Origin of the sequence: Colwellia psychrerythraea 34H (assembly GCF_000012325.1) — a bacterium.
GTDB lineage: Bacteria > Pseudomonadota > Gammaproteobacteria > Enterobacterales > Alteromonadaceae > Colwellia > Colwellia psychrerythraea_A.
This window is the reverse complement of record NC_003910.7, coordinates 2,883,240-2,907,868: the sequence shown is the minus strand read 5'-3', so window position 1 is coordinate 2,907,868 and position 24,629 is coordinate 2,883,240. Positions and strand designations below refer to the sequence as shown.

The 24,629-nt window shown below is 37.8% G+C and carries 18 protein-coding genes; 12 read left to right on the top strand and 6 right to left on the bottom strand.

The window, feature by feature from the left end; all coding sequences use genetic code 11:
• Positions 1–48: 48 nt before the first annotated feature.
• Genes CPS_RS12420 through CPS_RS12405 form a run of 4 tightly spaced genes read left to right on the top strand, consistent with a single transcriptional unit; the run spans position 49 to position 3,619 of the window.
• Positions 49–1,587, top strand: coding sequence for a sensor histidine kinase (locus CPS_RS12420; protein WP_011043591.1), 1,539 nt, complete (start codon positions 49–51; stop codon positions 1,585–1,587).
• 52 nt (positions 1,588–1,639) lie between these two features.
• Positions 1,640–1,990 carry a cupredoxin domain-containing protein gene (locus CPS_RS12415; protein ID WP_085961203.1) on the top strand — a complete coding sequence of 117 codons (351 nt, stop codon included), beginning with the start codon at positions 1,640–1,642 and terminating at the stop codon, positions 1,988–1,990.
• Positions 1,980–2,897: a hypothetical protein gene (locus CPS_RS12410; protein WP_011043589.1), complete on the top strand. Its 918-nt coding sequence runs from the start codon at positions 1,980–1,982 to the stop codon at positions 2,895–2,897. Before CPS_RS12415 ends, CPS_RS12410 begins: the two co-directional genes overlap by 11 nt.
• On the top strand, positions 2,897–3,619 hold the full coding sequence (locus tag CPS_RS12405) for a hypothetical protein (RefSeq protein WP_011043588.1): 723 nt from the start codon (positions 2,897–2,899) through the stop codon (positions 3,617–3,619). The genes CPS_RS12410 and CPS_RS12405 overlap by 1 nt, the downstream gene beginning before the upstream one ends.
• A gap of 74 nt (positions 3,620–3,693) precedes the next feature.
• Here CPS_RS12405 and CPS_RS12400 read toward each other — a convergent pair whose 3' ends face one another.
• On the bottom strand, positions 3,694–4,809 hold the full coding sequence (locus CPS_RS12400; protein ID WP_011043587.1) for a DUF3083 family protein: 1,116 nt from the start codon (positions 4,807–4,809) through the stop codon (positions 3,694–3,696).
• A 238-nt stretch (positions 4,810–5,047) separates the two neighbouring features.
• Here CPS_RS12400 and CPS_RS12395 point away from each other — a divergent pair, with 238 nt between their 5' ends.
• The 6 genes from CPS_RS12395 to CPS_RS12370 all read left to right on the top strand — a co-directional run bounded on the left by CPS_RS12395 (position 5,048) and on the right by CPS_RS12370 (position 11,921).
• Positions 5,048–5,308, top strand: coding sequence for a DUF5062 family protein (locus CPS_RS12395; RefSeq protein WP_041736989.1), 261 nt, complete (start codon positions 5,048–5,050; stop codon positions 5,306–5,308).
• Between the two features lie 552 nt (positions 5,309–5,860).
• Positions 5,861–6,922, top strand: a complete 1,062-nt coding sequence (gene aroG, locus CPS_RS12390) for a 3-deoxy-7-phosphoheptulonate synthase AroG (RefSeq protein ID WP_041736987.1) — start codon at positions 5,861–5,863, stop codon at positions 6,920–6,922.
• Between the two features lie 111 nt (positions 6,923–7,033).
• Complete coding sequence (locus CPS_RS12385) at positions 7,034–8,086, top strand: AAA family ATPase (RefSeq protein ID WP_011043584.1); 1,053 nt, start codon at positions 7,034–7,036, stop codon at positions 8,084–8,086.
• An 18-nt stretch (positions 8,087–8,104) separates the two neighbouring features.
• Positions 8,105–9,118: a DUF58 domain-containing protein gene (locus CPS_RS12380; RefSeq protein WP_011043583.1), complete on the top strand. Its 1,014-nt coding sequence runs from the start codon at positions 8,105–8,107 to the stop codon at positions 9,116–9,118.
• Between the two features lie 11 nt (positions 9,119–9,129).
• The gene (locus CPS_RS12375; RefSeq protein ID WP_138140372.1) at positions 9,130–11,352 is read left to right on the top strand and encodes a transglutaminase TgpA family protein; all 2,223 of its coding nucleotides are present in this window, start codon (positions 9,130–9,132) and stop codon (positions 11,350–11,352) included.
• A gap of 209 nt (positions 11,353–11,561) precedes the next feature.
• The gene (locus CPS_RS12370; protein ID WP_011043581.1) at positions 11,562–11,921 is read left to right on the top strand and encodes a DUF4870 domain-containing protein; all 360 of its coding nucleotides are present in this window, start codon (positions 11,562–11,564) and stop codon (positions 11,919–11,921) included.
• A 7-nt stretch (positions 11,922–11,928) separates the two neighbouring features.
• Here CPS_RS12370 and msbA read toward each other — a convergent pair whose 3' ends face one another.
• The 5 genes from msbA to CPS_RS24130 all read right to left on the bottom strand — a co-directional run bounded on the left by msbA (position 11,929) and on the right by CPS_RS24130 (position 17,023).
• Complete coding sequence (msbA, locus tag CPS_RS12365; protein WP_041737726.1) at positions 11,929–13,683, bottom strand: lipid A export permease/ATP-binding protein MsbA; 1,755 nt, start codon at positions 13,681–13,683, stop codon at positions 11,929–11,931.
• Positions 13,684–13,688: 5 nt separating this feature from the next.
• Positions 13,689–14,609, bottom strand: coding sequence for a lysophospholipid acyltransferase family protein (locus CPS_RS12360; RefSeq protein WP_049757869.1), 921 nt, complete (start codon positions 14,607–14,609; stop codon positions 13,689–13,691).
• Positions 14,599–14,829 carry a hypothetical protein gene (locus CPS_RS12355; protein WP_011043578.1) on the bottom strand — a complete coding sequence of 77 codons (231 nt, stop codon included), beginning with the start codon at positions 14,827–14,829 and terminating at the stop codon, positions 14,599–14,601. The genes CPS_RS12360 and CPS_RS12355 overlap by 11 nt, the downstream gene beginning before the upstream one ends.
• A complete protein-coding gene (locus tag CPS_RS12350) occupies positions 14,823–16,616 on the bottom strand; it encodes an AMP-binding protein (protein WP_011043577.1) in 1,794 nt (597 codons plus the stop codon). The genes CPS_RS12355 and CPS_RS12350 overlap by 7 nt, the downstream gene beginning before the upstream one ends.
• Before the next feature lie 179 nt (positions 16,617–16,795).
• The gene (locus tag CPS_RS24130; protein WP_011043576.1) at positions 16,796–17,023 is read right to left on the bottom strand and encodes a hypothetical protein; all 228 of its coding nucleotides are present in this window, start codon (positions 17,021–17,023) and stop codon (positions 16,796–16,798) included.
• A 149-nt stretch (positions 17,024–17,172) separates the two neighbouring features.
• Between CPS_RS24130 and recC the strand changes: the two genes are divergently transcribed.
• The gene (recC, locus tag CPS_RS12345) at positions 17,173–20,769 is read left to right on the top strand and encodes an exodeoxyribonuclease V subunit gamma (protein ID WP_011043575.1); all 3,597 of its coding nucleotides are present in this window, start codon (positions 17,173–17,175) and stop codon (positions 20,767–20,769) included.
• Positions 20,769–24,629 carry an exodeoxyribonuclease V subunit beta gene (gene recB / locus CPS_RS12340; RefSeq protein WP_011043574.1) on the top strand — a complete coding sequence of 1,287 codons (3,861 nt, stop codon included), beginning with the start codon at positions 20,769–20,771 and terminating at the stop codon, positions 24,627–24,629. The genes recC and recB overlap by 1 nt, the downstream gene beginning before the upstream one ends.

Below are 24,629 nucleotides of genomic sequence, written 5' to 3'. Positions count from 1 at the left end.
TCTTTAAATTAAGTGTCTTCACATTAACTCACACATAGAAACAAATTTATGAGCATTCGCCGTTTTCTGGTATTAACTTTAGTTGCCGTATTAACGCTAATTACCTTTATTGCGGCTATTCAAGGCTACAAAGCGAGTATGACACGTGCTGAAAAGCTATTTGAACAGCAATTAGTCGACTTTGCACAAATAGTAAAAGGCCTTCATCAAACCTTTGATACCAAGCAACGGCAGTTTGTTACGATCAAGCAACAAACTAGTTTTGCCTTTCAAGTGTGGCAAGGCGATACCTTAGTTATCCAAAGTGCTAATTCCCCGGTAAAACCGATAATGAGCTTGAATAAGTCACCGACACACTTTGGTGAAGTGAATTTCGCCGGACAACGTTGGCGTACCATCTATTTAGCCAGTAGCCCGGATCATTCCTCCGATTATTTCACAAGTAACGGCCCTGATAATGCCCTTGAAGCTAACGACAATGAATTGGTGATAATCGTAGCTCAACCGTTAAAGAAGCAGTTTCTTCTTGCTCAAGAGGTAATCCTTGCGGCAGTTACCCCGATGATAATTGCCATTGTTTTATTGTCATTTCTTATTTATGGCATTATTACTCAAGGTTTAAAACCGCTACATAAACTAACGACTGCGCTAGCCAATAAACGCAGTAATGATTTTACGCCATTAGCATTACACGTTGATAACAGTGAATTAAGCCGGGTAGTTATTACCTTAAACGACTTGCTTGGTCGTTTAAACTTAGCTTTTGAACGAGAACGACATTTTGCTGCTGATGCAGCTCATGAGTTGAAAACACCGTTAAGTGTGCTAAAAATAAATGTTCATAATCTATCGCAAGAGTTAAATGAGCAGGGACAACAATATCCAATAAATTTAATTAAACCACTTAAGGTTAGTGTTGAGCGAATGGGGCATGTGATTGATCAAATACTGCATTTAAATCGTACCAATCCCGACCAAATAAATCAGAGTCAACAACAGGTGAAATTAAAAACACTGTTGCAAGCTGTTATCGGAGATCTCTATCAAAATATTGCAAATAAACAGCAAACAATTACCTTATCCAGTGATGAGCTAACCTTTAAGGGTGATGAAATTTCTTTGCAGTTAATGTTAACGAATTTAATATCAAATGCTAATAAATATACACCACAACAGGGTGAGATAAAGGTAAGTACTAAGTACATTCAAAACGACAATCATCAAAGAAAATCACAAAATAAAATTGCTATTATCATTGAAGATTCAGGCGAAGGGATCCCTGCAGATGAATACCATCGAGTTTTTGACCGATTCTATCGAGTGGGTGGCGATCAACATGACTCAAGCGTACTCGGTTGTGGTTTAGGCTTAACCATAGTTAAACATATTGTTGATATGCATCGCGGAAAAATTACATTGTCGCAATCAAAATTATTAGGTGGATTACGCGTTGAAGTCTTATTTGATCACGTGCTTGAGCAAAAGCTTGAAAAGAACCTTGAGCAAAGCCTAGCGCAAAAAGAATCACAGGCGAACGCAGTTGTACGTTGCGCTGGACAATTAGATAACAAGGATGAACGTAGCTAACATGCTTAAAAGATCAGTAATGCAGCATAAAGTAAAGCGTGTTATCAGTTATATGTTACTGGTAATGACAAGCTATAGCGCCTTAGCCCAGCGAGAAGAGTTCAATATTATTTTGAAAAGTCACCTTTTTTATCCTGCTGAAATGACCATACCTTCAAATAAAAAAATTAAACTGATTATTGATAACCAAGACGCCAGTGTTGAAGAGTTTGATAGTTTTTCACTTAACCGAGAAAAAGTGCTTTTTCCTAAGCAAAAATCGATTATTTATATTGGTCCATTGTCCCCTGGGCACTATGACTTTTTTGGTGAATATCACCCAAGCAGTGCCAGAGGTACTATTATTGTTACCGATCCAGAGTTAGGGACAGCTGTTGATGGGGGGACTGATAATGTTAATTAATACCGTATTAGTTTTTTTACAAAACATCCTGCCAATTTTTGTAGTGTTTAGTTTATTGTTTGCTCAGCAAGATGCTAGGTATAAATCAAGAACGATGGAAGCTTCGCAATTAAATAAGCAATCAAATAAGAATGAAAAGAATAACCTTGATTACTTACCGATTACTTACTTACTCACCACAACAGGTATTGGTTTAATCATCGTCTTTTTATTAAGTTACTATATGCCAAGGTTAAGTCAGTTATTATCAGGCACAGGTCTAGAAATTCTTTTTTCAATACTATTTAGCTTAATTTATTGCTTCATTGTCATTTCATTTTTACTTCACAAAACTTCAAGCCTTAAACAGTGGCAAGATAAAACGTTTTTTGATCAGCAAACGTTAACTCAGCAGAAAGCATTGCTAAGTCTTGCCATCTTATTATTGGTTTTTTGTGTTCATGGTAGTTATTTTAGTCTTTATGTCATGAGTTTAACTATTCAAAATACGGCCCTTGATACCTTGTATTCTGGCATTGTAGTTGGCGTGATAATCGGTACTGGGATTTGTTTGAGTATTGCCATTTTATTGTATTTTATCTTAATTACCTTGGCTAAAAAGTTAAGACGTCAAATTGTTTGTTATTTTTTACTGTTATTTGGTATTGGTCAGTTAATTCAAGGACTACAGCTGCTTGAGCAGGTTGATATTATTTCTAGTAATGCACACTTATGGAATACTAATTATCTTATTGCTGAAGACTCCGAGCTAGGCTATTTTCTTACTATTTTATTTGGTTATGAAGCAACACCGTCGGCTATGGAGTTAATTGTCTATTTAAGTGCGATTATCGTACCAATATTCATTGTCAAAATAATCACCTATAAACAAAACTCTACCGCTTCTTTTATGAAAGGGACTTCTTAATGTTTACTTCTCTTCGCCAGCGCCTTTTCAACTTTACTCCGCTTATTATGAGTTTGGTTTTATCAAATGCGGTCTTAGCTGATGGCGTCGTAGTTGATAAGGTCTATCATCCTTATGTTTTACCTAACGAGCGAGAAGTTGAATGGCGTATGCTCGCTCAACGAGAAAATGGCGTCAGTAATGATTTAGCACAACGTTTTGCGTATGGTCAATCGGTAACTGACAACCTTATGTTGGAATTTTACCTTGTGGGTGAACGTGATAGTAATGATGATTTCTCCTTAAGTGCCTATGAGATAGAAGCACGATGGATGATTACAGAGCAAGGTCAATATTGGGCTGATTGGGGATTATTATTCGAGATTGAAAAAGAGCGTGAAGATAATAACTGGGAAGTGACTTCAGGCGTTATTGTCGAAAAAGAATTTGGCCGTACCAGCTTAACCTTAAATGCCTTTTTAATTTATGAGTGGGGCGACACCCTTGAAGATGAAATGGAAACGGAATTTAGGATGCAATATCGCTATCGTTATCTTGAACAATTCCAACCCGCCATTGAGGTATATTCGGGAGAAGATTATCTTGGTATAGGCCCTGCATTTATGGGCGTTCAACGTTTTAGTGGGCAGAAGCAATTGAAATGGGAAGCGGCTTTTATTACTGGCATAAACAGTGAAAGCCAAGGACATATATTACGGGTTGCTATCGAATATGAATTTTAATCTGGTTGTTGTTGTTGTTGTAAAGTACCCAACCGTATGATAGGTACTTTACATTACTGATATTATTACTGAAATTATTTTAAATAAAAGCCAACATGCTGATGTAATCTAACCATCATCTCTTCTTGCTCACCAATAATATCTAGTTTTTTAGCAAAGGTGTGTAACGCTTGTTCAATTTCATTAACAAACTTACCGTAACCATGGCTGGTTTTATCTTGTTCACTGGCAACAAAAACTAGCTGAACACTGTCTACCAATTTAGCCGAATTCCATTTACAGGTATAACCGCAACTTGTATGTAATGGGTTGTAGCTAAGCATTAATAACTCACCAGAAGTAACAACGTTTTCATCTTCGCCAGAACGTATTATAGGTACTAATCCATTAGCGATTACCGCACCGTTGTTTAAGTTTTGCTTTTTAGCTGCACCGATAAAAGCATCAGCGATCAGGTTATAAAGCGGGTTGTAACGCTCTTGAGGATTTTCGTCATTGCTCACTAGGGCACGAACTCGTCGGTTAATAGGAAAATCGACTACGGCATAAGTTAATGCTCTGGCTTGTGCAGATAAGGTGTGCTGATCTGCCATGTATCTGTCTGCAATAGGTCTAAACTTATGCGCTTGGCTACCTTCAATCCCTTTACTTTTAGCAAATAAATCGTAAGTTAAATGTTGATGATCACTAACTCGGATGTGTTCTGGTGCAATTTCAGTTTCACTTGCGAAATCCATTAACGCCTTAGTTACTATCTGATGAAACTTTGCAGACTGCCCACGAATATCATCGCCGTTTGCTAAGAATATCAAGGTGATTTTCTTTGCTTTGTTCGCGCCATTGAAGAAAGTATTTCGACTAGTGTGGTATTTGGGGTTATATAAAAACAGTACTTGTTGTTTAGTTTGTGCGGTAAATTTTTCTGGACTAAAACGTACTCGAGCGAACTTATCGTTGGCGATAAACTGTGCACTCTCAAGAGAAAACTTATCATTAATAGCAAAGAACTTATTTGCAAGGTGCTGATATAGTTTTTCGTATGGCGTTTCACTACTGTTATCGATAAGAGGTTGATACTGCGCTATTAATTCATCGGTTAACGGAATTTTAGCCATCAAATATTGATTTTCTCTGGCAGATGAAGGGATATAAGCTTTGTGTTGTAAGTTTTTTGTACGTGAAATAGGCATAGTCACACCTGTAAAGTTGAGTGAAATTAAATTTATTGATGCAATTATACGAGATCTATCGTACTACTGTATGATGTAAATCAAAAGAAGAGCTAGCAAAATGTTAAAAGTTGTAATTGTTTGTTTATTGGTCACTTATTGCTTTCATACAAGGGTGTACGTCGGTGTTTACCCTTGTGTTTTTGCGCATTATAAAGCATGGTTATAACAATCAAGATTGCTACAAGGTCGATATTCTATGAAAAAATTAAAAAATGAAGCTGAATTACTTAAAAAAGCATTAACCATTGGTGAAAAGTATGCAGTTAACCGTGGTTATAATAGTTTTTCTGCCACAAACTCTGCCAAAGATAAGATAGAAAGTCTTTATCGCTTATTAGTCAATGATAAGCTAATTCAAGCATTAGCGGTTGAGAACGAAGATCAACCTAATATGAAACATAAGTTAGCACTTTGGATTGCAAAACAGTTACCAGAGGGCCATGAATTACTGAAATAATACCAAGTCCATTAAGTTTGTTCCTACTCAGAGCTTACCAGCGTTTTGAGAACAAATAGAATTTTTTTGCATATAGTTACTCTATATGAAAGAAATTCTGTGCGGTTATCGAATCGCTGGAAAGCTCCCAAAGGGCGAGTTTAAAAGGCTTATATGCTGCGTGATTAATTTTAAGAAGGGAATAACCATTCTCTATAATCAATGCCTTGCCTCTAAGCCTTTTAACTCTCGCTGAGTGAGAAGAAACTTATTGGAATTGGTATAATGAATCGCTGCAAGCATAAATGAAGCAAAGTCTTATTAAGCTTTGCATCATTTACCGATTATTACCCCATTAGACTAAATATTCTAAAAACTAGCCAGTAAGCGTAATTTTCCATGGCATTCAACCATCAACACTGCTAGATTAATATTGGGATTCTAATTAGGAATTAACAATAAGGTACTTGAGGTTAATTTGCTTAGGCAAATTGATAGTCAGAGTATCGTTAACATTCATGCTAATAATATAATAGTAATGAAATAAGCAACGAAATAGCAGTAGAGAGCGAAATTATGTATCAAACTGACGATGTACGCATCAATAAAATTAAAGATCTTTTACCTCCAATTGCTTTATTGGAACGATTTCCTGCGTCAGAGCAAGCAACTAAATCAGTCGTTGCTGGCAGAACTGCTATTCACAATATTCTCAAAGGTAAAGATGATCGCTTATTAGTGGTTATTGGACCTTGTTCTATACATGATCCTGAAGCGGCACTTGAATACGGGCAACGCTTAGTAAAGCTTCGTGAAGAGTACAAAGATAGTCTTGAGATTGTCATGCGTGTTTATTTTGAAAAACCACGTACTACCGTTGGTTGGAAGGGCTTAATTAATGACCCTTATATGGATAACAGCTTTAAATTGAATGATGGTTTACGTTTAGGTCGTAAGTTACTAGTAGAACTAAATGACCTTGGTTTACCTACGGCGGGCGAGTTCTTAGATATGATCACACCGCAATATATGGCAGATCTTATGTGTTGGGGAGCCATTGGCGCTCGTACTACTGAATCACAAGTTCACCGTGAATTAGCATCAGGACTTTCATGTCCAGTTGGATTTAAAAACGGAACTGACGGTACCATTAAAATTGCGATTGATGCCATAGGCTCAGCTTCTGCATCACATCACTTTTTATCAGTTACAAAATTTGGCCATGCTGCCATTGTTGAAACGACAGGTAATAGTGATTGTCATATCATTTTACGTGGTGGGAGAACGACTAATTTTGATGCTGATAGTGTTAAAGCGGTAACCGAGCAATTAACTACCTCTGATTTAAACACTAAGGTAATGATTGATTTTAGCCATGCTAACTCGAGCAAAAAATTTGAAAATCAAATGATAGTCTCTACTGATGTCAGTGAGCAAATTAGCCAAGGCAATGAAAATATCTTTGGTGTTATGGTTGAAAGTCATTTAGTTGAAGGTAATCAAAGTCTAGTTAAAGGTAGAGCAGCCGTGTATGGACAAAGTATTACTGATGCTTGTATTGGCTGGGATGATACTGAAAAATTATTAAGCCAGTTAAATGGAGCCGTTGTTAGTCGCCGAAGCGTTATAGACTAAGCGACGCTAACTTAAGTCCCACTAATTTAAGCTAATAAGGGCTAACAATTCCCTTTATTCTTCATTCATGATAAAACGTCTAATTAACTCTTTATAATTAGACGTTTTTTTATGCTTCAAACGCCGCCCGTTATCGATCAAATCCAAGCTAGCCAGCAGTCCATTAATGCCATTTTACATAAAATTGAAACCGTAGTATTAGGTAAACCCAAAGAGTGTCGTTTAGCGCTTGCCTGTTTACTTGCCCAAGGGCATTTATTAATAGAGGATTTACCCGGTATGGGTAAAACCACACTGGCTCATGTATTAGCAACCACACTGGGTTTAAGTTATCAGCGCACCCAATTTACCAATGATTTATTACCGGCTGATGTTGTCGGTTTTTCAATTTTTGATAAAGAGACTAATCGCTTCGAACTTCACAAAGGTCCGATATTTAATCAAGTGGTACTTGCTGATGAAATAAACCGAGCGAGTCCAAAAACACAGAGCGCACTGCTTGAAGCCATGGCCGAACAACAAGTCAGTATCGATGGTATTACCCATGAATTACCTACGCCATTTTTTGTGATTGCTACTCAAAACCCACTCTTTCATGCTGGAACTTATCCCTTACCTGAGTCGCAACTAGATCGATTTATGATGCGATTATCTTTGGGTTTCCCAGACTTAAAAGCTGAAAAGCAGATTTTATTGAATATGAGTCAGCGAACAAATCAAACATCAAAAAATGTGAAGGTAGATAACGAGGCGATGATCGAACAAGAAGAGCTTATTGCCATACAAGAAGCAGTAACTCAGGTTAACGTATCAAATGATGTGCTTGATTATGTTATTGCCTTAAGTCATGTCAGTAGACGTGCTTATAGTGGTCAAGCTAATGTTGCAAACACCGCATGGGATAATTCGCCTGAAATTAACTGTAAACCGTTATCACCAAGAGCATCAAAAGCATTATTACAAGCGGCTAAAGCAATGGCTTTTATTGATAATCGTGATTATGTTTTACCTGATGATGTGCAAGCAGTATTTTATGTTGTCTGTCAGCACAGATTAGAAATGCAACCGAACCAAAAAATAGGGTCGAATCAGGTTGATAGCGCTAGTGTGGCGAATCAAATACTTAACTGTGTTGATGTGTTAAACCCCCTTGGTTATTCATAAGGTCTACTTATGGGAGTAATGACAATATTTTCATTGCCAAAATCAATCAAAAAACTGGTTGATAAAACCTTTGAGCATTGGCTTTCTCGCAGGATCCCTAATAGGAAAGAACATCAACTAAACAGCCGTAATATCATGATATATCCAACACGCTTTGGTTTGTCGTATCTAGGATTTGTTGTGCTGGTTTTTTTATTGGGAACCAACTATCAAAATAATATCATTTTATTATTTAGTTACTTACTGGCGAGTTTATTTATTAGTGTGATGTTACATAGCTTTTATAATTTTTCACAATTGCGCTTTTATAGTATGGCCAAACAACTGGGTTATGCAGGCGACGAGTTAAAATTTCCTATTCAAATAAGCTCGGTAAAAACGCATTATGATATAAATGTTCATTTTACCGATCGCACACTAAATAGCCAAGTTGAAAAGATCGGCCAATGTCCGCAGGGCAGTCAAGAAATTAACTTATCATATAAATCATCTAAACGTGGCAAGCACAACTTGGGTAGAGTCACCGTATTTAGTGAGTATTCTTTAGGTTTCTTTAAAAGTAAGACACTTTTAGATTTTGGCCACTTCGCCATTATTTACCCTAAACCAGCCAACTTAATTGTCGGTCAATATCAGTTGTCTGCTCATTCAGACGAACCGAGTATAGAAAGTTATCAAACGTCTAATTTAGTGGGTACCGATGATTTTTCAGAACTTAAAAGCTTTGTCATAGGAGAATCGAGAGCCAGAACCGCTTGGAAGCAGTTAGCCAAAGGGCAAGGTCACTATTCTAAACATTATCAAGCAAGCCAAGGTCAATTAACGTGGTTAAAACTTGATGACATGCCAAGTAATGATGTAGAAACGCAATTGTCTTATTTGTGTTATCTAGTCAATGAATTAACCGCAACCAATCAACATTTTGGGTTAGCGCTTTCTACCGATATCAATAATAAGTCAATGAATATCTCACCTAACGCTGGCTATAATCACCAACAAGCTTGTTTAACAGCACTGGCATTATATTCATGAATTTCTTCAAGATGAAAAATACTCAGCCATCCTCGGGCTATCTGGGTAAAGGCAAGAATAAAACGACAATAAACTTTAGCTTAAGCAGAAAAAATGCTTGGTTACTCTGGTTATGCCAATGTTTAAACATTGCAGTTATCGCCTTAGAATTAAGTACTTGGATGCTAGCGATTATTTCATTGTCACTTGTATGGCAGGCACTTTTATTACATCAAAACCGACACCGAGTTAAAGCGAGTAATAACAAAAGTACTGGTAAATATCCTAATCGTCGCCACAATAATGACCTAAACACGCATCATAATAGGCAACGGGCCTTCAATGTTGCACCTATATTACTCGGAATTTTTGCCTTATTGGGCTGCTTAGCCATTGCGATTACGGCAAAAGAAGTAGGCATACTTACAAGTATGCTGCATTTACTTTGTTTTTCTTATGTACTCAAAGCCTTTGAATTAAAAGCCCGAAGTGATTTTTATCAACTATTACTTTTGGGATTATTTGTGCTGGCCTCTTCGCTTATTTTTAGGCAAGATTTAGCTTTTACCCTTATAACTTTCATCTTATTGGTTATCAATTTAGCGGTGTTGTTACAACTTTTCTCATGGGAGAAAACTTTCGCAACGAATATAAAAGTTGTGGCTATTTTATTGGGGCAGAGCACTTTATTGGCTGTTGTACTCTTTTTAGTGTTTCCTCGGTTATCACCTTTTTGGCAAGTCCCAATGGCAAAGTCAGCTGAAACTGGTTTGTCTGACACTGTTAAACCTGGTGATATCGCCAATTTAACGCGTTCTACTAAATTGGCCTTTCGCGCTGATTTTGGCCGCCAAAAAGTGCCTGCTTATTCACAGTTATATTGGCGTGCAATGGTGTTAGAAGATTACGACGGTAAACAGTGGAGTAGACAAAAGGCGTCGAGAACAACACCATCAAATAAAGCGGTGAGTTCAGATAACAACTCAAGTGATAAACCTTTAACGTTTGATGCGAGCACAACATATGTTTTGCCCTTAAATTATCAAGTTATTGTAGAGCCGAGTTATCAGAAATATCTATTTGCATTAACGCCGGCAGTTGTCGCAGGTGACAAAAGTGGCATCAATGCTCAAGCTGGCTTCACCTTTCGCAGCACAAGAATTATTAGCCAAGCTAAATCTTATCAATTAACTAGCTATTTAACTGCGCCATTAGCCCTTGAGCTATCACAAAAAAGTAAGCAGGTTAACTTGCGTTTTCCTGCGGGGAGTAATCCAAGGCTAGAGCAGTTTGCTCTGCAATTACAGCACAACTACGCTGATGTGCAAGCCAGGGCACAAGCAGTATTAACATTTATCAACAAGGAAAAATATTCATATACCTTACAACCACCACTCCTTGAAAATAACAGCTTGGACCAATTCTTTTTTGACACCCAATCAGGATTTTGTGTTCATTATGCTAGTGCTTTTACCTTTTTAATGCGCGCTTCAGGTGTTCCTTCACGTATGGTTACGGGCTATTTAGGCGGCGAATATAATGGTGAGGATGCACAACAATCAAACTCAATAGGGCACTTGAGCGTATACCAATATGATGCGCATGCTTGGTCTGAAATTTGGGTAGCAGATAAGGGCTGGCTTCGTATTGACCCAACGAGTGCAGTAGATCCCCAGCGCGTTAATTCTGGTTGGTCGTCTGAACTTCTACAGCAGCAATCAGCACTTAATAATAATTTAATCAGTTTATATCAATTAAAGAATAGTGCGCTGTTGAACGCTTTACGTTTACAATTTGATGCCCTTGATTACCAATGGACCCGTTGGGTTATTGGTTTTACCACCAAACAACAATATAACTTATTTAAAAACCTATTTGGCAAGATGGCTTCGTGGAAATTTGCACTAATTATTGGTGTTTCATTGATTATCAGTATGGCTACGCTTATGTTGTTTTTGCATCTGTTAAATCGCACTAAGAAAAAACAGCAAGTATTATCTAAGTGGCAGCTAGTTTATCAAAAAGCGTTGGCTCAATTAGCAAAGCAGGGCATGGAAAAACCGGCAGGAATGACAGTTAATGATTTTGCAAAACAGGTAAGAGCTCAGTATCCAGAGTTAGCCATTGCCTTTACTCGATTGAGCACCAGTTATAATACCCTGTGTTATCAAACGCTATCGACCAATGACCAAGATAAATTAGCATTAACTATGCAGCAACATTATCAACAGTTCCTCCAAATTTTGAAAAATTAATCATAAAATATTTTTCATTACCTTTATTCATATAATTGAAACATTTAACCAGTAGTCTAGGGATCAGGGAAGATATTTACCTTGTCGAGTGGCGTTATATCTTCTAAGTTTAAAGTAAGCCTAAGTTAAACTTTATCTTTATTTTATGTAGGAATAGCACTCATTACTTAGGCGGATTTTTACGTAACATTATAAATGGAGAACCTGTTATGCCAAATATCCCAAGTGATTATGACAATATTTTTGAGCGAAAACTGAGTCTAGCTGAGCGTTATAGAATGGCTGTTTTGGTGGCTGTGATAAGCTACTTTACTCTAATTGGCTGGATAGTTGCGCTGATTATTTATGATAAGCACCAATCATCATTAGCAAGCTTTCATTTACGTCAATCGTTAGGTCTCATTATCACCGGCGCAATCCTTTCATTGATCCCTTTAGTGGGATGGGTACTAAACATAGGTGTCTTTTTAGGCTGGATAGTAGGTATTTATGCTGCTATTCAAGGAAAAGAATACAAAGTACCCTTGTTAGGTGATTTTTATCAACGGCACTTAGATTTTATTCAATAAACCTAATTTATTGACTTTGATATAGCGATTGATAATAACCTGCTTTAGCCTGTAAGGTTTTATGATTTCCTTGTTCTATCAATCTACCCTTATTGATGACGATAATTTCATCAACATGTTGAATGCTTGATAATTTATGGGCAATGATCAGCACTGTTTTATGCTGAGTTAAGCGCGTTAAGGCCTGTTGGATATGTTTTTCACTGTGATTATCTAATGCTGATGTCGCTTCATCTAATACGATAATGCTCGCATCGCGCAACATAGCACGAGCAATGGCTATACGCTGTCTTTGTCCACCAGATAAATTTCGACCATTTTCACCTATTTCGCTATTTAAGCCTAAGGGCAACTCTTTAGCAAAAGCCATCACATTAGCATTTATTGCTGCTTGTTCAATCTCTGAGTCTGTTACATCGCGATTACAACCAAAGCTAATATTGTTTGCCAGCGTATCATCTATTAAAACAATATCTTGTGAAACAAAGGCAAACTGTGCTCTAAGGGAGCTTAAGCTATAGTCTTCAATGGCAATATCATTAATTAAAATACTTTGCTTTGGCGATTGATATAAACGCAATAATAAGCGGGCTAAAGTGCTTTTACCGCTGCCTGATTCACCAACAAAGGCAACACTCGTTCCGCCTTTAATCTGCAATGAAAAATTAGAGAGTGCGGGCTGTGTTTTCCCCTGATAGGTGAAAGAAAAATTGTTAAAGCGTATGTTTGAGCACGTTTTTGATAATTGTTTTGTGCCGATATCATGTTCTTCTTGTTGATCTAAAAAACTAAATAAACTCTTGGCAGCTATTAAGCCTTTTTGTAATTGTTGATTGATATTACTGAGTTGTTTTAGTGGCTTAAGTAGTGAGCCCATGGCAATTAATATTAAGGTAAAACTGCCTGGGGTGAGTTGATTTAATACTTGGTCAATACTGGCAAGTAATAACACAGCAGCAATAGCGAAAGAAGCAATAAGCTGAATAACAGGATTACTAATGGCACTTGTCGCCTGAAGTTTCATATTTTGTTGGCGATTATTATTATTTGTTTTTTCAAACTGTGCGCTTATCTGTGTTCTAGTATCGAGTAAAACAATTTCTTGTTGATTCAAAATGGCTTGCTCTGTTTTGTTACTTACTTGTCCCATACTGTTTTGAAGTTTATGGCTAATATTTTTGAATCGTTTCGAAACCTTATTAATAATTAGCGCGATAATGGGGACTATCACTAAAAATATTGCCGTTAATTGCCAACTGTTGTAAACCATCATAGAAAATAATACCAGAATGATGACCGACTCTCTGATGGCAATAACCACTGCACTTGAAAAAGATTGTGATAATTGCTCGGTATCATAAATTATTTTTGAAATAAGGCTGCCGCGACTATTTAGATCAAAATATGTGCGAGGTAAATACAATAGTTTGTCAAAAGCTTGTTGCCGAATACGATAAGTAACTTTACTGCTGATGTACGCAATAGCATAACTTGAAGTAAAACTTGCGATACCACGCAAGAAAAATATAGCTACAACTAATAAAGCGCCTAATTGTAGGGTGTGGCTATCGGCTTTACTTAAACCCTGATCAATCAGTGGTTTAACAAAATAAATCATACCGGCATCAACGAAACTGAAAAGGCATAGACCAGCTAATGCAATAAAGATAAGTTTTTTATATACTCGATAATAAGAGAATAGCCGAGAGTATAGGTTAGCGTTACCGCTTGGTTTTGCTATTGTTTTACTGACTTGTGTCATGAGTTTTAATTTTTCCAACGGTTATATGACCAATACCATTGATTTGGGTATTGTTTGATTATTTGCTCAAACCGTCGGTAAATTTTTGCCATTATTTGCTCAACAGTTGGTTCAGTTTCTTGCTCTTCTGATGCTTGACTAGTTAGGTTTGGATTTAGGTATAAGGTTTCAAAAAACACTTGTACTTGTCCGTCTCCTTGATAAACCGCGTAAGCTAACAGGAGAGGTTTATTGGTCATCTTTGCTAATAACGCTATACCTGCGGGCGCCTTAGTTTCTTGACCAAAGAAGGTTACGTCTGTTTGGTTTGCATAAAGATCACAATGCAAAGAAAGATAAGCATTACCACCTGACATTTTTAATAGCTCACTAAATGCACTGCTTGAATTTTTATTGATAGCGGTAATATTAACGGCAGAATAAAAGTCCATTGAGTCTGCTAAGAAGCGCGGAATATTGGTTAAGGTAACAGATTCTTTAGCAAACTTGGCTACTGCTAATGGCACTGCTTCATAACAACCCAAATGCATAGTTGCAATACACGCCCCTTGACCTGATTGTAAAATACGTAAAGTATCCTCGTCACAGAAAATGTCAGGTTCAACCTCACAAAGCCAAAAAGATTCAGCCACGCCGAAGGCGCAATTACCATAAGCATCGAACGCTAAATTGGTGGCTTCTTTCATACTCAGTTCGGGCATTGCCTTAGTAATGTTCTTTATCGCTCTCACTCGTGTTTTTTTAGCAAAATATAATAGGGTTTTGCCGATATGTTTGATCAGCGTTTTACGCTTATTTCTTGTTAGCTTGGTTAAACCTGCAAGCAGTAATCTCAATAACTTACTGAGTGACTTTTGTTTAAATGACATTAGCGGCACACTTTCCATAACACTAGACTCTAATTTCTCTGAATTGTTAACTGTCATGGTGACGTTCAACCCAGCTAATGAACTGATCTATTTGTTTTAAGTTGGCTGATAACGCTTGTTCAAAAGGCAACTTCAAATTGAATTTTTGCTCAAGTTCAAGTATTAACATCATAAAATCAAATGACTTTATCGTGCCGAGTAAATGATCGGTTAAATCAGTTAAGGGGCAATGAGACTTTTCTTCGATAAAATGAATAATGCTTTGCTGTATTAACATGGTGTAGCCTCTTTGGGAGATAATTGATTACTGGTCTTGTTAGTGGCAGATGCTTGTTCGTCATTATTAAGCAGCGCCTTGATATCTACTTTTCCGCTGATATTGCGGGGCAAGCAGGCGTAGAGGTTAAATTCATCAGGCACCATGTAAGCAGGTAAATGCTGTAAGCAATGTTTTCTTAATTGACTAATCATTTGCTGATTTGAATCGTCTGAGTGCTGAGCAGGGTTTGATATCAGTGCTGTCTCGATAAAAGCCATGATTTTTGTGTTACCCGCGATTTCGGTTTGTGTTGAAACTACGCACCAAGTTATGTCGTTTGAAAAGTTAACAATAGCGTCTTCAATTTCTGCCGCTTCAACCCTGTGTCCAGATATTTTGAATTGATGATCATTACGGCCGTGAAAAACGATGTTTTGCTGTTCGTCGTAATAGACAATGTCACCCGTTCGGTAATAGCGTATAGATGCTTCTGCTACGTTGGAATTTAAGGTAGTTAAGGTAATAAAAGCTTGTTGTGTTTTCTCGGCATCTTGAAAGTAACCGTCAACAAGCTGATCGCCAGCTAAGTACAATTCGGCTAAGGTATTGGCTGAGGTGATTTTTTTATTATCGGTGACTAATATCGCAGATAAGCCAGGTAGGGCTTTACCAATAGGCACTGAGGCGGATTTGATGGTTTGGCTATCGCTCAATTCATAATAGGTAACTGTAATGGTGCACTCAGTTGGACCATAAATATTTATCACGCGGCTATTATGAGCACATCGTTGCCATTTAAGGGCTTGGTTGGTTAATAACTTTTCACCACCAAAGCAACTAACTCTTAGATGGGGCAGTTGTTGTAATTTGAGTAAGCTGAGTCTATCCATAAATGAAAGCACGGAAGCAACGCCTGAAAACACGGTTAATTGGTGTTGTTTTATAAATGCTATCGGACACATGAGCTGTTCACTCGGGATAACATAAAGAGCAGCACCTTTGCTCCAGCAACTGAACATGTCATGTACAGAGAGATCAAAAGATAATTCAAAAAATTGACTCACTTTGTCCGTTGCTGTTAAGTGTAATAATTCATCGAGTCTACCAAGGTGACTGACAATGTTTTCATGGCTAACGGCAATACCTTTAGGGGCTCCACTACTACCAGACGTAAATAAAATATAGGCATATTGGTTCGTTGTATTTAGCTTGAAATCAGCGTCGTTCAATTGCTCTGATAATAGGGTAGAACTATTTGCTAGTGTAGATAATGGTATTGGAGTCGAAGAAGAGCACATTGTCGCAGCCACTGCGACATCAATTTCGTCAATGTTAAAACATTGGTGATGCCAGTTTTTTGTTAACCATAAGGGAGTATCAGCGCCTAAGTAAATGACGAGTAAAGAAGATTCAGTTAATTGTAATAATTCAGACGGGTCTTCATTTTCAGCAACAAGCAGCACTTGGCTATCGATTTGTGACAATACTTTGCTTATACGATTGGCGGGCTGTTTATTATTAAGCGGAACATAGGCGTTATTGGTGCTTAAAATCGCTAATATGCCAGCATACATCTGCCATTGTCTCCCACCATAAATGGCAACGGGTTGCTGTTCTTTGTTATGTTTATTAGTGAGGTGAGCAATATAATTTCCCCAACGCTGGCTTAATTCAAATAACATTCGATAAGTAAATTTTTTTACTTGTGCACTATTGGCTTTACCGTTGCTATCTTCGGTATACAATGCGGTATTATCAGGGAACTGACGTACAGCGTTTAAAAAGCTTGCTTGGTATAAATTCATAATGATAATTCAGGAGCTGATTCGATGAATATAAATTTAACCAAAGTCTGAATTTAGTTCAGTATGAGTAATGTCGACAAACTGTCGAAACAATGTATATCTTTGTTAAAAAGTGTAAATTATAGCTAAAAATTAATAGAAGACTTTCTTCGATATATTATTAATTTTACTCGTATTCTTTATATCCTTATGGTTAAATTTATCCTAGGGTCTGTTGAACTTTCGAGATTGTTTTTGCAGCGGTTTGTTGGGTATTTATACAAGGCAGAGCCTTTGTCATGTGGTTGTTCCACATAAAAAGGTGATAACGCCGTAAAAATGTCCAACAAACGCTGTCCGAAGGATTCGGCTAAAAGCGCCTTACTCATTGTTGAGTAGAATTTGCTTAGAGTGACTAGGCTACACACTACTCGCCGCGATTAAAACGCTTTTATCTCGAACAAAATTTAACCGCGAAAGATCAACAGACCCTAGTTTTATTACTCAATTTATAACGTATTTTAATTACCCTGTTTTAGGGAGTTTTCTCCTTTTACCAAACCATTAAGGCATTATCTTGATCCATCTTTATCCTGCCAACAAAATGGAAAACTTGTTGCTCTTGCTCAACAAAATTTCCCAGCTTTCCCCTCTAGGTGTATTTAATCAAGAAGTCATTGTGGTACAAAATGCAGGTATGCAGCATTGGCTTAATTTAGCCATTGCACAAGAACGCGGTATTAGCATGAATATGCGTTACGCGTTACCAGCTCAGTTTCTATGGAAGCTAATAAGGTCGCTGGCTAGTGATGAGAAGGTGCCTGAACAGTCACCTTATTCAAGGGAGGTGCTTTGTTGGCGTATACATGCACTGTTAGCGCTAGATTCTGTAGTAGAAGATGATGATTTTAGTCAAGCTACGCACTATTGGCGTGGCGAAAATACGACAGACGAAGAGGATAATAATACAGTTAATGATAGCAAACATGCACAGCTAAAACGGTATCAGTTAGCCACACAATTGGCCGATTTATATGAGCAGTATTTGATTTTCAGACCGCAGTGGTTAGACAATTGGCAACAAGGAAATTTTGAACTAGACGGCTTAGAAAAAATATCAGCCAGTGAGCATAAATGGCAAGGCAAGCTGTGGCGATTATTAATTGCCCAATTACCTTATAATCCTGTTGAATTAATGCATGATGCTATTGCTAACATTCAGGACAAAAAAGAGCTTATTCCACCGCGTATTAGTTTTTTTGGTCTTAATACCATGGCACCAATGTGGTTGAATTTTATTAATGCCCTAAGTGAGCATGTTGAAGTACATTTCTTTCATCTTAACCCGTGTTTCTCGTATTGGGGCGATGTCGTTACTGAAAAATACGCCTTAAATAAGTTATCACAATGGTCTGATGGCGTTTTACCCGAGGAATTGGATGTACATAGCTATGTCGGTAATCCGTTATTAGCCAACTTGGGCCAGCAGGGGCGCGAGTTTATCTCAATGTTACAAGATTACAGTACCATCGATGTTGAGTTATTTGAGCAAGCTAAAAGTGCCCAAGCAATAAGTAATAATAACGACGTAACGAGTGTTTTACATCAGCTGCAAAACGATATTCTTGAACTGTCTGATGCAAGATCTCCCGATGATGAAGCCATCACTCCCAAAGCAGTACAACATGATGATTCAATTGTGATCACCAGTTGTCATAGCGCATTACGGGAAGTCCAAGCACTACATGACTATTTATTGCATCAATTTAATCAAGACAAAAGCTTAACACCTAAAGATATCTTGGTTATGTGTCCACAAATAGAACAATATGCCCCCTATGTAAATGCCGTATTTACCCGTGGTTGGCAAGACATAGCAGGTGAAGTGCCGCCACTACCTTGTTCTATTGCTGATCGCAGTGCTAAAGATAGTGACCCGCTAGTAGCCGCTTTTACTGAATTACTGACATTGCCGGATAGCCGCTTTGGTGTCTCACAATTGTTATCTTTTTTACGTTTACCTGCCATGGCTAATAACTTTTCGATTAACGGCGAAGACTTAGCTAAAATTTCTGCTTGGCTTGAACAAGCCACGGTACACTGGGGATTAGACTTAACCCACAAACAATCATTGTTAGGGCAACAAGCAAACGCTTCATTTACTTGGCAACAAGGCTTGTCACGTTTACTTCGTGGTTTTGCTTATGCCGACAGCGAACAAATTTATCAACAACAACTGTTATTGAGTAATGTTGAAGGTAGTGACAGCATCTTACTCGGTCAGTTAATGTTATTTATCGAACAATTACATTACTTTAGTGAAAATCTGCAAAGATCTCGCACCGCGATACAATGGCAAACTTTTTTACTTGAACAATTAAGCCATTTATTTAGCCGAGTCGATGCCGACAACGTCAGTAATGAAAATAGCCTGATGGTGATTGAGCAAGCAATTGCAGGCCTGGTCGAACATTGTCACCACGCTCATTTTGAAGATGATATATCACTATTAATTGTGGTTGATTATTTAAGCCAACATTTTAGCCAAGGTGATGCCAGTAAGCAGTTTATGGTCGGGCAGGTAACCTTTTGCTCTATGTTACCTATGCGTAGTATTCCGTTTAAGGTAATCGCGGTTTTGGGGTTGAATGATGGAGAATTCCCTAGACAACGACAAGCCTTAGGTTTTGATCTTATGTCGTTGTCAAAAGCTAAATTAGGCGATAGATCACGACGTGGGGATGACCGATACTTATTTCTTGAAGCTATAATCTCGTCAAGAAACTCGTTATACCTGAGTTATCAAGGCCGAAACATCAAAAACAATAATGAAAAACAACCGTCATTAGTTGTAAAAGAACTAATGGAATATCTAGCACAAGGTTACGGTTGGCAGTTTTCAGAAGAGCAGCTCACTTCTGATAATAACAATGATGATACCAATGCCGAAAGCAATCAATCAGGTATCTATCAATTAGCCATGCAAGCCTTTAGTCCTAATAACTATCGAGGAACTTGGCCAAGTTTTGATGCTAATTGGTTAGCGCTAGGACAAAGTTCCAATAGCGATAATGACGAGAGCATGGGAGAAGGTTCTACGCTTGCTATTGAAAGTCTGGCTGTAACACCAGAGCAAACGGTTGAGGTCAGTTTATCTTGCCAGCAGTTGATACGTTTTTATCAGCATCCTGCAAAAATGTTTGCCCAGCAGCAACTTAATTTATATTTTGAGAATCACGATGTCTTACTTGAAGATGTCGAACCCTTTAGCGTTAATCACTTACAAAGCTATTTATTACGACAAGATTTACTCAGTGCCGCATTAACTGGAACAATAGAGTCTCCATCAAATAAAGATGGGTCTGAACAGGTGATAACCCGCGCGCACTTATCAGGTAAGTTCCCTGATTTACCGACTACAACTAATCTATTTAAAGATTATCAGCTGGATGTTCAACAATTTAGCGAAGAAATTAGCAAAGTTAACTGTGAGAATCCTGAGCTTATCGATTGCAATCTAGTGCTAGATATTGACGGTACTGAAGTTGATGGACCTAGCGCCCAAAAAATTAGGGTTTCACTAAATACGAAATTAGCAGTGAAGAATAATTTGTTAGTGCACTATCGTAGCTCAAGTGCCAAAGCCAAAGATAAGTTTGTTATGTATTTCCAGCAACTTGTCGTACAGGTATGGCAAGATCAAGCTATTGCCAATGAAACTAATATTACTGATGACAATCAAAGGTTACAGCAAGTGACTGAAACTATTGGTTTATATTTTAACACCAAAGCCCAGAAAGTAGAGCAGTTCAATGTGGCAAACATTGCTGATGCAAAATCAAAATTGATTAATCTTGTTAAGATGTTTTTCAAAGGTCAACAACAGGTATTGTTATTAAATGGTGAATTGGCAGATCAGGTATTTACTAAAAAACGAGGGCAACTCGTCGAGATGACACAAGCACGTTTTGAAGGTTTATGGATAGGTGATATGAGCACGCGTGGTTTGAGTGATGATGATTACCTTAGCTATTTTTGGCCAGAATGTCCGCAGTATCATAATCACCAAGCTGACATTGAGTTTATCTATCAAGACTTATATCAAGTAGTCGCCAAACAAGCCGCTAAGAAAGCGAGTAAAACGACTGCTAAGCCAAGCAAGGAGGCTAAATAATGACTCAATTTGATACTTCAGACTCTCAACAAACAGCGACTAAAGATAATCATCAAGAAGTAACACTACAAAATCTTGATGCAGCGACCATTGAGTTAACGGGTAAACATCTTATTGAAGCCAGTGCTGGTACAGGTAAAACCTATAATATTACGCGTATTTATCTACGCTTATTACTTGAACGTGAGTTAACGGTTGAACAAATATTGTTAATGACGTTTACCAAAGATGCGACTCAAGAATTACGAGGGCGAATTGATGCTTTTATTCGTTTAGCCCTCAGTGACTGGGATAGTTTGTGTTTAAAAGACGCTTACTTTGCCACACTTGCTCAACGTATTGAAAAAAAACAGCGAGAATTTTTACTCAAACGCGCACTACTGTTTTTAGATGAAGCAGCTATTTTTACTATTCATGGTTTTTGTCAGCGGGTATTAAATCAATATGCGTTTACCAGTGGTTTACCGTTCAATGCCAATATGGCAGCCAATTCGTCTGAAATAACTCTACAAGTTTGCCAAGATTGGTATCGCAGTTTAGCTAAGTCTGATCATGAGTGTTTTATGTTGCTAGCAAGTTATTGGGCAACACCAGATAGCTTTTTATCCAGTTTTAGTAAAGCCATAGGTCACACCAGCACTTTATCCGTTGTGGATGTCGAAAGTATTGAGGCTGAATTTATTGTCTTAGTACGTCTGGCAGCGCAAACATTAACGGCCAACAGTGATTTATTTGAAAATGGCTTAATACTGGTTAAAAAGGGCGCAGACCAAGAAAAAAGACGCGATGAGTTGTCTCAATTAAAAATCTGGCTTGAGAGCATTATCAGCAAAGAGTTATCACTGCTTGATGTTGGCGAGGGTAAGGTAAAAATGCCAGATGGTTTTTTTGATGGCAAACGTTATGCAAGATCGACCTATAAAGCTGAGTTACTAGAAGCTTTTGCGCCGGTAAAAGAAGTTAAAGAACAAGTTAAGAAAATAGCGAACAATATCAACAAAGCTAGAGCGTACGGCATTGTTAAGTCTGGTATTTACATTATTAGACAGCAAGTCATTGAGCAGAAAAAAGCACTTAATTTATTAGACTTTGACGATCTTATTAATACATTAGCTAATTGTCTTCAGTCGGATAGCTCAGGTGATGAACATTCTCAGTTACTCGCTAAACAGCTACTCGCACAATACCCTGTAGCCTTAATAGATGAGTTTCAAGATACTGACCCTAAGCAATTCGGCATATTACAATCGATCTATTACGGCGACAATGCTAAAAAAGCTAATGCCGGTTTATTCCTTATTGGCGATCCAAAGCAGGCTATTTATGGTTTTCGTGGTGGTGATATTTTTGCCTATCTCAATGCACGTAGCGGCTGCGACCACCACTGGCTGATGGATACTAATTGGCGTTCAACGCCACAAATGATTGAAGGTTATAACCAGTTTTTTACCTACAAACGTAATGGGTCTTCATCTGAAGAAACGGTGTCTAACGAAGTAAATAAGCAACAAAGTGAGAGTGTCTTTGGTTTTGGCATACCTTATTTACCAGTACTAGCAGGAAAGAAATCGGCCCAAGCCCAACAAGTTATCTTAGACAGTGATAAAGCACTGCAATTTATTCATTTTACTAATGATGAAACATCCAATGATACTAACCCGCAAGGTGACAAAGTTAGTCAAGGTAGTCGTCCTATGTTGGCTAACTGGTGTGCGAATGAAATAGTGACTCTGTTGGCCTCGAAAGAGCAAACAGGTAAAGTAAATCCAAAAGACATCGCCATACTTGTCAGAGATGGTGCTGAAGCGCGAGATATTAAACATGCCCTGCAACAAGCGGGGCTTGATAGCGTTTTCTTATCAGATAGAGCTAATTTATTTCATTCTCAGCAAGCTAAGCAATTATTAGGTTTACTCAAAGGGGTATTATTACCTGAAAATGAACGATTGTTTGTTGCCGCACTGTCATGTGGATTATTAGGTTTTGATGCTAAAAAGCTACACCAATTACAGCAAGACGAAATGGCTTATCAAACGTTGAAGTTTGCTTTTGTTGATTATAGAACGCAATGGCAACGACAAGGTTTTATCACCATGGCGATAAACTTGATGCACAACTTGCTTGATGTTCCTCAAAACAATAAAGATCGTTGTTTAACCAATGTGCTGCATTTATTTGAGATATTACAAGCGGCTAGTGTTCGATTAAGTCAAGGACAAGAGCTTCTGCATTGGTTTGAACAGCAGTGTCACCTTGAAACCAATGATGTTGAAGCCGAGCTACGTTTAGAGAGTGATGGTGATCTTATTCGTTTAATTACTCAACATGGCTCTAAAGGACTTGAATATCCTTATGTCTTTATTCCATTTGCTTGTCGTCATAAAGATCCGTTGAAGTTTGGCAACAAGTCAGTGAGTTATCTTGAATACCACGATGCAAACGGTAAGCTGTGTTTAAGTCTTGATGGCTCAAAAGAAGCCAAGAAAGCTATGAGTAATGAAGCTTATGCCGAAAGTATCCGTTTGCTTTATGTGGCGATAACCAGAGCCGAACGAAGATGTTACGTACTGTGTTGCGCCTTTGATGCATATCATCTATCACCTTTAGGCAAAACACTGCAGTTTCAAGAACAAGAGAGCATCATTAAACCGTTGCAAGTACTTAAGGCAAGTGCTGAGCACGCTATTGGTATTCGTGAAGTATCACTTGATTGTTCTATTGACCTTTACCTTGAAAAAAATGATGAAGCCGCGCTACATCAACCGAAAAATAGCCCACAAGAGTTTGCCAATACCGAAGTCAGTAAATTCATTGGTAAGATAGAGCGAGATTGGTGGTTGAGTTCATTTACCGCCTTAAGCCGTAATATCCGCCATGCAGGTGTTTCTAATCCAGATAGAGATACTACTGACATAGCGAACAGGCAATTAGATACTGATTCCGAACATACTGATATCGAACTACTTAGCGCTGAGCAAATTTGCTTTAAATTATCCAAAGGTGCTCATACGGGTAACTTATTACACGATATTTTAGAGCAAACTGATTTTTCTGAACCAGATTGGCAAGAGAGTCTGGAAAAACCTTTATTAGCCTATGGTGAGTTAAACGCGAGTAACGCTAACAGTATAAGTACTTCATTTACCTCAGATGATTTAATTCAGTGGTTAGAACAAGTGATTAGCGCACCTTTCATTTCGAGTCACCACAGTGCACTCACTACCGATAGTGAAAATGCTGGCTGTCTAGCCGATATTGCTTTCAATAGAACGCTACGTGAAAGTGAGTTTTATTTTCCTATGCAAGGCGAGGGTACTAACGCTTTAGCTAATTTGCTAACCGATCACCGAAATAGGGCAGAGCGTACTGATACTGGCAATAGTATTAGTACTGGTCGGAATAGTGGGATAAGCAAGACATTAAACAACACCTTAAAATATCCAGTAATGTTACCTAGCTATAAAAAGCTCTCAGGCATGATGCATGGTTTTATCGATTTGATCTTTGAATACCAAGGGAAATATTATCTGTGTGATTATAAATCTAGTCACTTAGGTGATAGCTTTCAAGATTATCAGTTTGATGCATTGCTCGATAATGTTGAGAAAAATTATTATGACTTACAATACTTAATTTACTCATTAGCATTACATCGTTATTTAAAACAAACTTTGGTAGATTATGATGTTAATCAGCATTTTGGTGGTGTGTATTATTTATATCTACGTGGTATGACAACTGAGCCTGAACATAAAGGTGCAGGGGTTTATTATCGAAAAATTACAGAGCAAGAAATCAATAATTTAGATGCGCTCTTCTCTAATAAAGAAAGTAATGAAAAATGCAATGAGGAAGCGTAG

Coding starts and splice junctions, on each gene's coding strand:
- CPS_RS12420 (WP_011043591.1), top strand. CDS start 49: ATGAGCATTCGCCGTTTTCTGGTATTAACTTTAGTTGCCGTATTAACG.
- CPS_RS12395 (WP_041736989.1), top strand. CDS start 5,048: ATGAAAAAATTAAAAAATGAAGCTGAATTACTTAAAAAAGCATTAACC.
- CPS_RS12380 (WP_011043583.1), top strand. CDS start 8,105: ATGACAATATTTTCATTGCCAAAATCAATCAAAAAACTGGTTGATAAA.
- CPS_RS12360 (WP_049757869.1), bottom strand. CDS start 14,609: ATGACAGTTAACAATTCAGAGAAATTAGAGTCTAGTGTTATGGAAAGT.
- CPS_RS12400 (WP_011043587.1), bottom strand. CDS start 4,809: ATGCCTATTTCACGTACAAAAAACTTACAACACAAAGCTTATATCCCT.
- CPS_RS12410 (WP_011043589.1), top strand. CDS start 1,980: ATGTTAATTAATACCGTATTAGTTTTTTTACAAAACATCCTGCCAATT.
- CPS_RS12370 (WP_011043581.1), top strand. CDS start 11,562: ATGCCAAATATCCCAAGTGATTATGACAATATTTTTGAGCGAAAACTG.
- CPS_RS12355 (WP_011043578.1), bottom strand. CDS start 14,829: ATGTTAATACAGCAAAGCATTATTCATTTTATCGAAGAAAAGTCTCAT.
- msbA (WP_041737726.1), bottom strand. CDS start 13,683: ATGACACAAGTCAGTAAAACAATAGCAAAACCAAGCGGTAACGCTAAC.
- CPS_RS12385 (WP_011043584.1), top strand. CDS start 7,034: ATGCTTCAAACGCCGCCCGTTATCGATCAAATCCAAGCTAGCCAGCAG.
- CPS_RS12405 (WP_011043588.1), top strand. CDS start 2,897: ATGTTTACTTCTCTTCGCCAGCGCCTTTTCAACTTTACTCCGCTTATT.
- recB (WP_011043574.1), top strand. CDS start 20,769: ATGACTCAATTTGATACTTCAGACTCTCAACAAACAGCGACTAAAGAT.
- CPS_RS12350 (WP_011043577.1), bottom strand. CDS start 16,616: ATGAATTTATACCAAGCAAGCTTTTTAAACGCTGTACGTCAGTTCCCT.
- CPS_RS12415 (WP_085961203.1), top strand. CDS start 1,640: ATGTTACTGGTAATGACAAGCTATAGCGCCTTAGCCCAGCGAGAAGAG.
- CPS_RS12375 (WP_138140372.1), top strand. CDS start 9,130: ATGAAAAATACTCAGCCATCCTCGGGCTATCTGGGTAAAGGCAAGAAT.